The organism is Rhodococcus sp. WY5 (assembly GCF_018588185.1).
Classification (GTDB): Bacteria; Actinomycetota; Actinomycetes; order Mycobacteriales; family Mycobacteriaceae; genus Rhodococcus_F; species Rhodococcus_F qingshengii.
On the sequence record NZ_JAAMPR010000001.1, the window covers coordinates 885,626 to 896,354 of the forward strand.

The 10,729-nt window shown below is 65.5% G+C and carries 6 protein-coding genes; 4 read left to right on the forward strand and 2 right to left on the reverse strand.

The window, feature by feature from the left end:
- Positions 1 to 130 precede the first annotated feature (130 nt).
- Complete coding sequence (locus G4D79_RS04085) at positions 131 to 1,963, forward strand: hypothetical protein (RefSeq protein ID WP_042921226.1); 1,833 nt, start codon at positions 131 to 133, stop codon at positions 1,961 to 1,963.
- Positions 1,964 to 1,972: 9 nt separating this feature from the next.
- On the opposite strand, the gene map is transcribed toward G4D79_RS04085, so the two are convergent.
- On the reverse strand, positions 1,973 to 2,737 hold the full coding sequence (gene map / locus G4D79_RS04090) for a type I methionyl aminopeptidase (RefSeq protein WP_030535815.1): 765 nt from the start codon (positions 2,735 to 2,737) through the stop codon (positions 1,973 to 1,975).
- 49 nt (positions 2,738 to 2,786) lie between these two features.
- Between map and G4D79_RS04095 the strand changes: the two genes are divergently transcribed.
- The 3 genes from G4D79_RS04095 to G4D79_RS04105 all read left to right on the forward strand — a co-directional run bounded on the left by G4D79_RS04095 (position 2,787) and on the right by G4D79_RS04105 (position 9,769).
- Positions 2,787 to 3,056, forward strand: a complete 270-nt coding sequence (locus tag G4D79_RS04095; protein WP_003943854.1) for a helix-turn-helix domain-containing protein — start codon at positions 2,787 to 2,789, stop codon at positions 3,054 to 3,056.
- Positions 3,057 to 3,138: 82 nt separating this feature from the next.
- On the forward strand, positions 3,139 to 6,393 hold the full coding sequence (locus tag G4D79_RS04100) for an arabinosyltransferase domain-containing protein (RefSeq protein ID WP_099696940.1): 3,255 nt from the start codon (positions 3,139 to 3,141) through the stop codon (positions 6,391 to 6,393).
- Positions 6,394 to 6,466: 73 nt separating this feature from the next.
- Positions 6,467 to 9,769, forward strand: coding sequence for an arabinosyltransferase domain-containing protein (locus tag G4D79_RS04105; RefSeq protein WP_058038047.1), 3,303 nt, complete (start codon positions 6,467 to 6,469; stop codon positions 9,767 to 9,769).
- Here G4D79_RS04105 and G4D79_RS04110 read toward each other — a convergent pair.
- Positions 9,766 to 10,716, reverse strand: a complete 951-nt coding sequence (locus G4D79_RS04110; RefSeq protein WP_042447620.1) for a DMT family transporter — start codon at positions 10,714 to 10,716, stop codon at positions 9,766 to 9,768. The two genes, G4D79_RS04105 and G4D79_RS04110, sit on opposite strands and share 4 nt — an antisense overlap.
- Positions 10,717 to 10,729: the final 13 nt, after the last annotated feature.

Below are 10,729 nucleotides of genomic sequence, written 5' to 3' on the forward strand. Positions count from 1 at the left end.
CGCGGACGCGAACCGTTTTGTTCGTTACTCTGACTGTGGAAGTTATCGAATCGAGACCTAAGTAGGCCACCCCGAACTTCTGAGATCGCCACTTCAGGGATGGGCGCCAGAACCGAAAGGCACCGACTGCATGACCGAGACCTTGCCCGACGTCCAACTGCTCGAAGAAGCACGTCCAGGGCGAGTCCGTTCAGCAGTGCGGCGCTCGGTCGTCCAGCGCGGTCGTCTGGTCGACCTCGCGATCATGGCGACGTTCACCGTCGCGGCGATCTACGTGATGTCCAACCTGTGGAGCGATCTGCAGTCCGGCTATCTGTTCAACGCGGGCCGCGACCAGGCCATGTGGGAATGGTTCTTCGCCGATACCGCTCACGCCCTCGCCCAGTTCCGCAGCCCACTGTTCAGTGACCTGCAGAATTATCCACTCGGCGTGAACCTGATGGCCAATACCGCGATGTTCGGCATCAGTATCCCGTTGGCCCCGATCACGCTGATCTTCGGACCGACCGCCACGTATGCGATCGGGCTGACCGCCGGCCTCGGCGGCACCGCCATCGCTTGGTACTGGGCATTCTCGCGGCACGTACTGACCGGAGTCTCCGTCCGCTCCAAGGTCGCCGCCGCCGTCGGAGCGGGGTTCTGCGGATTCGCGCCCGCCATGATCTCGCATGCCAACGGCCACCCGAACTTCGTCGCGTTCTTCGTACTTCCGTTCATATTCTTGCAGGTCGTGCGCATTTCGAACGGCAAGCGTCCGGTTCGCGACGGTGTCGTCCTCGGCCTACTCGTCGCCTGGCAGATCTTCCTCGGTGAAGAACCGCTCCTCATCTTCACGATGTCAGCCATGGTGTTCGGCGCCGCCTATGCACTGCCCGGCCTGGCCAAGTCGCGCCAGGCGATCAAGCGCGCGATGCCCGGCCTCGTGATCGGCGGCGCGGTCACACTCCTGATCACTGCGGTGCCGCTGTGGTCGCAGTTCTTCGGCCCAGCGAGCTACGACGGCGTCTCACACGGTCAGGCAGGCAACGACACCGCTGCACTCACCACGTTCCCGACCGAATCGGTTGCGGGCGACCCCGAGGGCGCGGAGTTCCGAATGAACCCGACCGAGGAGAACGCGTACTTCGGATGGCCGCTGGTGCTCCTGCTTCTCGGTGCAACGGTGTGGCTGTGGCGCATCCGCCTGACCCGCGCGGCTGCCGCCGTGATCGTGGTCATGGGTGTGCTCTCACTCGGTTCCGAACTGACCATCGACGGTGACAAGACCGGCATCACTCTGCCGTGGAAACTCCTCGCCGACCTGCCGTTGTTCGAATCGGTGCTCGAATCCCGATTCGCGATGGGCGCGATTCCGGCGATCGGGCTGCTGCTCACCCTCGGCACCTACCGCGCTTTTGTCGAACTTCGTGGACCGCGCCGCACGGCAGCCGGTGTCTGGCTGGTGGCTCTCGCCGTCGCGATGATTCCCCTGATCCCGACCCCCATCGACGCCGATCAGCGATCTGCGACGCCCGAATTCATCACCAGCGGCTCGTGGGAGAACTACGTCAGCGACGGCACCCTGGTGACGGTTCCCGTCGCGAGCGCCGAAGACGCCCGCGCACTGAGCTGGCAGGTCGACGCCGACTTCGGCTTCCCCATCGCCGGCGGGTACTTCGTCGGCCCGGATTCGAAGACCCGCGCCGGAATCTACGGCGCCGAGTCCCGGCCCACCTCGACCCTGCTGGTCAATGCCAAACAAACCGGCAAGGTCCCGTTGATCGACGTGGGCACCAGAGCGAACGCACTGACCGACCTGCGGTACTGGCACGCCGACGTACTGGTGCTTCCCCGATTCTCCGGCGACGACGCCCTGCGCCACACGGTCGACGAGCTGGTCGGCTTCGACGCCAAGCGCGTCGACGACGTGTGGGTGTGGGACGTACGAGACCTCGTGAGCGGCAAGACCTCCAACCAGAGCTGAGCGGGTTGATCAGCGGGTCATGATCACCGGACCGTCTTCGGTGATCGCGACCGTGTGCTCACTGTGCGCAGCCCGGGCGCCCGAAACGGTGCGAAGGGTCCACCCGTCGGCGTCGTGCCGGTAGTCGTCGGTTCCGTCGGCGATGAGCATCGGTTCGATGGCGATGACCAGGCCGGGACGCAGCCGGAAGCCTTTGCCTGCTCGACCTTCGTTGGGCACGTCCGGGCCTTCGTGCATCTCGCGGCCGATGCCGTGCCCACCGTGATCGGCCAGCATGCCGTACCCGCGGCCACGCGCGTACTGTCCGATCGCGGCACCGATGTCGCCCAATCGGTTTCCGGGCTGGGCAGCGGCAATGCCACGGGCAAGTGCCTCATCGGTCGCGTCGATCAGTGCCTGATCCTCACTACTCCCCCGCCCGACAGTGAAGCTGATGGCGGAGTCGCCGCACCAGCCGTCGAGTCTCGCGCCGCAGTCGATGCTGACCAGGTCACCGTCGCGAAGCCGGTACTCATTCGGGATACCGTGCACCACAGCATCGTTCACACTCGCACAGATGGCGCCTGGGAACGGCGTCGATGCCGTTGCCGGCCGGTAGTTCAAGAACAGCGCCGAGGCGCCGGCCGCCGAAATAACCTCCGCGGCAACGGCGTCCAATTCGAGCAACGTCACCCCGACGCTTGCCGCCTCACGCGCTGCAGCCAGAGCCTGCGCCGTGATTCTCCCAGCCGCCGCCATCGCGTCGATTTCCCCTGCGGTCTTGATTTCGACCATTTCGAACACCTTCCTTGTCGAATAACTATACCGGTATTACTATAAGCACATGGTGCGCGTGCCGCTGACGGCGGAAGAACTCGAACGAGGACTACGACTGGGTGAACTCCTGCGATCGGCGCGGGGGGACCGAAGCATGGTTCAGGTAGCGCTCGACGCCGGCATCTCGGTCGAAACTCTGCGCAAGATCGAAACCGGCCGCATCGCGACACCCGCCTTCTTCACCATCAGCGCGGTCGCGGAAGTGTTGGGTATTTCACTCGACACCATCGCCCGAACACTTGAAACACCACAATCCGAACAGGAAGTTGCATCCTGAGTAGTTCTCTCAGGATGTGCGGGCCCGCACTCGCCTAACATCGTTCCTTGTGCCGTCTGAAGTAGTAGTGCCCCCGAAACCCGTGCCCACTGGCCCCGAAGCTCCCCGAGAATCGGATTCCCAGAGAGTCCGGACGGCACGACTCATCGCGATAGTCACCGGCCTTCTTGGCCTGCTTCTTGCACTCGCGACGCCCTTCCTGCCCGTCAAGCAGGAAGCCGCGAGCATCGACTGGCCGCAGGGTGGGACCGTCAACAGCGTTTCGTCGCCGCTGATCTCCTACTCGCCCACATCGCTCGACATCAGCATTCCCTGTTCCACCCTCGGCCAGTTGGGCGGCAGCGGCGGCACACTGCTCTCGACCATGCCGAACGGGGCGCCGGACCGAAACGCCCGCGGCCTCACCGTCCGCACCACTGCCGACCGCCTCGAAGCACTCACCCGTGATTCGGTGCTGATCTCGACCCCGCTCGATCAACTGAACGGGTGCACGGCGATCACCATCACGACCAACTCCGAGCAGACCGTCGCGGCGGTCACCGGAATCGACGGCGTCGGCACCACCCTGACCGGTGACTACCGCCCACAGGTGGTCGGCATCTTCACCGACCTGCAGGGCGCAGCGCCCGCCGGACTGTCCGCCCACATGGACGTCGACTCCCGGTTCTCGTCCAGCCCCACACTTCTCAAACTGTTCGCGATGATCGTCGCGGCACTCTCGACCATCGTCTCGCTGTACGCACTGCACCGGATCGACGGCGTCGACGGCCGTCGTGCGCGGCGGTTCCTGCCGGCGCGATGGTGGAAGTTCACCGGCATCGACGCCCTGGTTATCGGCACGCTGGCGCTGTGGCATGTGTTCGGCGCCAACACTTCCGACGACGGTTACCTGCTCGGCATGGCCCGAGTCTCGGAGCACTCCGGGTACATGGCCAATTACTTCCGCTGGTTCGGAGTCCCCGAAGCGCCGTTCGGTTGGTACTACGACGTGCTGGCACTGTTCGCTAAGGTCAGCACCGCGAGCATGTGGATGCGCCTGCCCGCGTTGATCGCCGGCATTCTGTGTTGGATGGTGATCAGCCGCGAGGTGATACCGCGACTCGGTGTCGCGGTGCGCCGCAACAAGGTTGCCATCTGGACGGGCGGGCTCGTGTTCCTGGCCTTCTGGTTGCCGTACAACAACGGCCTGCGCCCCGAGCCCATCATCGCCCTCGGCGCTCTGCTCACGTGGTGCTCCATCGAACGCGCCATCGCTACCGGACGTCTGTTGCCCGCCGCGATGGCCGTGCTGATCGCCGCATTCTCGCTGGCCGCCGGACCTTCCGGGCTGATCGCCATCGGCGCGTTGATCGCCGGCGCCCGGCCGATCCTGCAGATCCTGATCGCCCGCGGCAAACGCGTCGGCTTCCTGTCCCAGATCATGCCGATTCTCGCCGCCGGAACCGTGGTGCTCGTCGCGGTCTTCGCAGATCAAACCCTCGCGACAGTTCTCGAATCGACCAGAGTGCGAACGGCCGTCGGGCCGAACGTTCCGTGGTTCGAGGAACGGTTGCGTTGGGACGCACTGATGACCATCTCCCCCGACGGCTCACTGGCCCGCCGCTTCGGCATGTTCGTCATGATCGTCGGACTCGTCTTCTGCGTCATGATGATCCTGCGCAAGGGCCGGATCCCGGGCACCGCTATCGGGCCCTCCCGCCGAATCCTCGGCATCGTGTTCGCGTCGCTGCTCCTGATGCAGTTCACCCCCACCAAGTGGACTCACCACTTCGGTGTGTACGCCGGTCTGGCCGCCACGGTGGCCGTCCTCGCCGCCGTCGGTGTGAGTGCGTCGAGCATGCGTTCCAAACGAAACCGCGCGCTGTTCGCCGCGGGCATCCTGTTCATCCTCGCTGTGGCGTTCACGAGCTCCAACGGCTGGTGGTACGTCTCGAGTTACGGCGTCCCGTGGTGGGACAAGCCGCCGTCAATCGCCGGCAAGGGATTCTCGACGGCCTTCCTCGGCCTCACGATTCTCGCGCTGCTGCTGGCCGCATGGTACCACGTCATGGAGCCGCGCCGGCGAAACGGCACAGAGGACAGCGTCAAGAAGACCAGGCGACTTCGCCTTCTCGCCCCGTCACCGTTGACCATCGCGGCCGGAGCGGTCGTGCTGTTCGAGGTGCTGTCCCTGCTCAAGGGCGCGGTCGCGCAGTACCCCGCGTATTCGATCGGCAAGTCCAACATCGAATCCGTCTTCGGCGGAAGCTGCGGTCTCGCGGGTGAGGTACTCGTCGAGTCCGATCCGAACGCCGGCGTTCTGCAATTGACGGATCGGCCCACCGATCTCGCCGGCGCGGGTGCATTCGGTGCGAGCGAATCAACCGGGTTCTCGCCGGACGGGGTTGCAGGCGACCTCACGGCCGACGCAGAAGACTCGACGGCAGGCAGTGCAAACAGCCTCGACACCTCGACCTCGCAGTCCGGCACCACCACGCCGGGAACCGGATCCGGCACCGCCGGTGGCTCGCAGTCGACGGCCGGCGTCAACGGCAGCAACGTCGCGCTCCCGTTCGGGCTCGACCCCGCAAAAACCCCGGTGCTCGGTAGTTACGGAGCACCTCAGAACGCGTCACTGACCACCGGTTGGTACTCACTGCCCGAGCGCAACGACGCCGCGCCGCTCCTCACCGTCGCGGCCGCCGGACGAATCCGCTACGTCAACTCCGACGGCATCGTCACCCCCGGCGCAGTGCTGCAGGTCGAGTACGGCAAGAAGCAGGCCGACGGAAGCGTCGACGCGCTGGGACGAGTCGATCCGATCGACATCGGCCCGTCGCCGTCGTGGCGCAACCTGCGCGTTCCGATGGATCAGCTGCCCGCCGACGCCGACACCGTGCGTCTGGTGGCCAGTGACACCGACATCAGCGCCGACCAGTGGCTGGCGGTCACACCGCCACGAGTGCCGATCATGCGCACGCTGCAGGACGTCGTCGGATCCACCGATCCCGTGCTGATGGACTGGGCTGTCGGTCTGGCCTTCCCGTGCCAACGTCCGGTGGATCACCTGTACGGCGTCGCCGAGATCCCCGACTGGCGCATCCTGCCCGACCGCATCGGCGCGGAGTCCACCAACGCCTGGCAGGACCACTACGGCGGCGGACCGCTCGGCTGGACTACCGAACTGCTCTCGGCCAGGGCATTGCCGACCTATCTGGACAACGACTGGGATCGTGACTGGGGATCGCTCGAGCAGTACACACCGCTCGATTCGGACGCGGTTCCCGCGCAAATGAACGTCACCACCGAGACCCGATCGGGCACCTGGACACCGGGCCCGATTCGTTACCAGTCGTAACTGTTACGCGTGGACCTACCAACCACCCAGGCACGGTAGGTCCACGCTCAGCCCTGACATACCATCGGTAGCCGTGCCCGACGCCGTGACAGCTTCACCTCAGACTTCGAGTTCGCCGCCTCCTGCTGGTCAGGATGCCCGCGAGCGTTTCCATCGCACGCGATGGGTCGCGATCATCGCCGGCTTGCTCGGCTTCGTGCTCGCACTGGCAACTCCGCTGCTTCCCGTCGTGCAGACGACGGCTTCGGTCAACTGGCCGCAGAACGGCGTGATCGGCGACGTCGAGGCACCGCTGATGGCGCAGGTTCCCATCGACGTCAACGCGTCGATCCCCTGCACCGCGGTCAGCTCGCTGCCCGAGGGCGGCGGCATCTTGCTGTCGACGGCACCTGCTCAGGGCGACGGCGCCGCGCTCTCGTCGATGTTCGTCCGCGTGTCCGCTACCAGCGTCGACGTGCTCGATCGCAACGTCGTCGTCGCTTCGGCGGCACGCGAGGACGTCGAGTCCAGTCGCTGTGGCGCCATCGCGTTCAGCTCTGACGTCAACCGAACCACGGCAGAGTTCGTCGGACTGACCTATCCCGACGGCAACCCGATTCGTGGCCAACTCGACGGTGACTTCCGCCCGCAGGTGGTCGGCGTCTTCAGCGACCTGCCCGACGGCGCTGCCCCCGAGGGCCTCGGCTTCTCGATGACGATCGACTCACGTTTCTCGTCGAGCCCGAGCGTCTTGAAGCTGGTCGCGATGATCGTGGCCGTCCTCTCGACCATCGTGGCGCTGGTCGCCCTGGCTCGCCTCGACGGCACCGACGGCCGCAAGCACCGACGCTTCCTGCCCGCACGCTGGTGGAAGTTCTCCGGTATCGACGGAGTGGTGGTCGGCACGCTCGTCGTGTGGCACTTCATCGGCGCGAACACCGCCGACGACGGTTACCTCCTGACCATGGCTCGAGTCTCACCGGACGCGGGATACATGGCCAACTACTTCCGTTGGTTCGGCGTTCCCGAGGCCCCGTTCGGTTGGTATTACGAAGTGCTGGCCGTGATGGCGAAGATCTCGACCGCGAGCCCGTTCATGCGTCTGCCCGCTCTGCTCGCCGGAATCCTGTGCTGGATGGTCATCAGCCGCGAGGTCGTCCCGCGTCTCGGCCGGGCGGTTCGCCGGAGCAACGTCGCCCTCTGGACCGGCGGGCTGGTGTTCCTGTCCTTCTGGCTGGCGTACAACAACGGTCTTCGCCCCGAACCCATCGTGGCTCTCGGCGCACTGCTCACCTGGTGCTCCATCGAGCGCGCCATCGCCACCGGACGTCTGCTGCCCGCGGCCACGGCAATCTTGATCGGCGCCTTCACTCTTGCCGCCGCACCCACCGGATTGATGTGTATCGCAGCCCTTCTCGCCGGTGTACGCCCGTTGGTGCGTATCGTCGTCAAGCGTCACCGACTGGTCGGCACCCTGCCGCTTCTCGCTCCGATCGCCGCTGCCGGAACCATTGTGCTGGTGGTCATCTTCGCCGACCAGACCTTTGCCGGCGTCATGGAAGCCACGCGCGTCCGAACGATCATCGGCCCCAATCTCGAGTGGTACCAGGACTTCCTGCGCTACTACTACCTCTTCGTCCAGACGGTCGACGGCTCGGTTGCCCGACGCTTCGCGTTCTTGACGATGATCCTGTGCCTCTTCACGACGCTCTTCGTGTTGTTGCGCCGCGGCCGCGTCCCCGGCGCGGCTACCGGTCCGTCGTGGCGCCTGGTCGGCGTCGTCTTCGGCACGATGTTCCTGATGATGTTCAACCCCACCAAGTGGACTCACCACTTCGGTGCGTACGCGGGCATCGCCGGTTCTCTCGCCGCGCTGACCGCCGTGGCCGTGTCCGCGTCCGCCCTGCGCTCGCGTCGTAACCGATCGGTGTTCGTGGCCGGACTGCTCCTGATGCTCGCGTTGACGTTCGCCGGCATCAACGGCTACTGGTACGTCTCGAGTTACGGCGTGCCGTGGTTCGACAAGACCATCTCCTACGACGGCCGTGAATCCAACACCCTGTTCCTCGCGCTCTTTGCTCTCGCCTTGGCCTTTGCCGCCTGGCAGTACCTGCGTGAGGGATTCGCAGCCCCGCCCGAGAAGCCGAACACGGCCAAGGGCAGACGAATTCGCAAGTTCGCGGCCGCTCCCCTCACCGTGATTGCCGGTCTGATGGTCCTGTTCGAGGTGCTCTCGCTACTCAAGGGTGCAGTGTCGCAGTACCCGGCGTACTCGCTGGGCCGAAGCAACATCGAGGCACTCGCGGGCAAGACCTGCGGCATGGCCGAGGACGTTCTGGTCGAGACCGACGTCAATTCCGGGAATCTGCGGCCTCTGACCGCTCCCGGATTCAACGCCGAGGATCCGTTGTCCGGAGTTGATTCGAAGGGCTTCTCCCCCAATGGGGTTCCCAGCGATCTGACTGCGGATTACATCGAAGTCAAGCAGGGCATGGGTAATACCGACAGCCAGAGCGTCGGTCCCACCTTCGCCACCGGTTCCGGCGCCGGAACCAGCGGCGGCACCGGCAACGTCGGCGTCAACGGCAGCACGGCCAAGCTCCCCTTCGGCCTCGATCCGTCGAAGACACCGGTCATGGGCAGCTACCAGCCCGGCGTGCAGGAACCTGCTTCCCTCATCTCGAGTTGGTACGGATTGCCCACTCGCAGTGAAGAATCACCGCTGGTGGTCATGTCCGTCGCCGGGCGTGTGTGGTCCGTCGACAACACCGGTGCGATCACGTACGGCCAGTCACTGCTGGTCGAGTACGGCAGGACTCAGCCCGACGGAACCGTGCAGGTTCAGGGTTCGTACATGCCGCGAGACATCGGACCCGCGCCGTCGTGGCGCAACGTCCGTATCCCGATCGACGAACTCGCGCCGGACGCCGACGCCGTTCGGGTGGTCGCGTTCGATCCCAATCTCACGGGCGATCAGTGGATGGCATTCACGCCGCCGCGCGTGCCCAAGCTCGAGTCCCTGAACTCGTACATCGGCAACGAGCAGCCGGTGCTTCTGGACTGGGCTGTCGGCCTTCAGTTCCCGTGCCAACGTCCGTTCACACATCAGAACGGCGTGGCCGAGATGCCGAACTTCCGCATCCTCCCGGACCGTCCTCTTGCGGTCAGTTCCACCGACACCTGGCAGTCCGCGGACAACGGTGGCCCGCTCGGATTCACCGAGGTTCTTGCCGGTGCGACGACGGTTCCTACGTACCTGAAGGACGACTGGGCGCGGGACTGGGGATCACTCGAGCGGTACGACCGGTACTTCCCGAATGCTGTTCCGGCAGAGGTGGAGACGGGCACCGCAACCCGCTCGGGCATGTGGATGCCCGGCGAGATGCGAGTGCACTAGCCTGCGCTACCTACTCGGGTGACTGCTCGGGTGCGACGTACGGAGACGGCCGAGACCGCTCCGACAACGACGACGCACCCGAGTAGTTGCCCAACGCCTGGTCGTTCGCCGAGCAGCACGACCGCCAGCAATACGGCAAGTACCGGTTGCATGAGCAGGAGCGTCGCGCCCACCTCGGCGGGAAGCCGAGGGAGCGAGTGCCCCATCAGCATCCAGCCGAACACCTGGCCGACCAGTGCCAGTGCCGCGAGCCAGCCGAAGGCTTCCCAGCCCGGAACGAAATCGATCCGGCCCCACAGTGATCCGATGACGGACCCGGCGATGCCCGCGGACGTCGTCGAGATCAACACCTGGCTCGCTGCCCGATCCGCCTCGCCCGTCCGGCCGACCACGAAGATGTAGCCGCCGTAGGCGATTCCGGAGACGAGCGAGAGCGCCGTTCCCCACAGCAAGTCGTCGCCGGTTCCCCCACCCCCGAACACGCCGCCCGCCAAGGCGATTCCCGTGAACATGAACGGCAGGGCGAAGACGAACCGCATCGGCACCCGATGGCCGAACACCAACCAGGACAGTGCGGGCACCACGACCACCTGCACGTTCACGACGACGCTCGCCATCCCCGCGCCGATCATCAGAATCGACTGCGACCACAACGCGAAATCCAGTCCGAGCAACAGACCGCCGAGCACCTGCAGAACGACTGCCCGCCGGCTCGGCTTGCCCACCCGGCGGTACTCCCGCCACGCCAACCACAACAGCGGCGGCAAGGCCAGAAAGCAACGGAAGAAAACGGCGGTCGAGGGCCCGACATCAGCCAACTTGATGAGGAGCGAACTGATCGAGATCGCAGCTGCGCCTCCGACGACGAGCAATCGAGGGTCGATGCGCCCCCGAGGAGTTCGGGTGGGTGTCGGTGTCTGCGCGGTCGCGGAGGTCAGTGTGGTCACTCGACAATGTTCC

Bases quoted from the DNA above. Each gene is read 5' to 3' on its own strand.
- G4D79_RS04085 (WP_042921226.1), top strand. From the start codon at position 131: ATGACCGAGACCTTGCCCGACGTCCAACTGCTCGAAGAAGCACGTCCA.
- map (WP_030535815.1), bottom strand. From the start codon at position 2,737: ATGGTCGAAATCAAGACCGCAGGGGAAATCGACGCGATGGCGGCGGCT.
- G4D79_RS04095 (WP_003943854.1), top strand. From the start codon at position 2,787: ATGGTGCGCGTGCCGCTGACGGCGGAAGAACTCGAACGAGGACTACGA.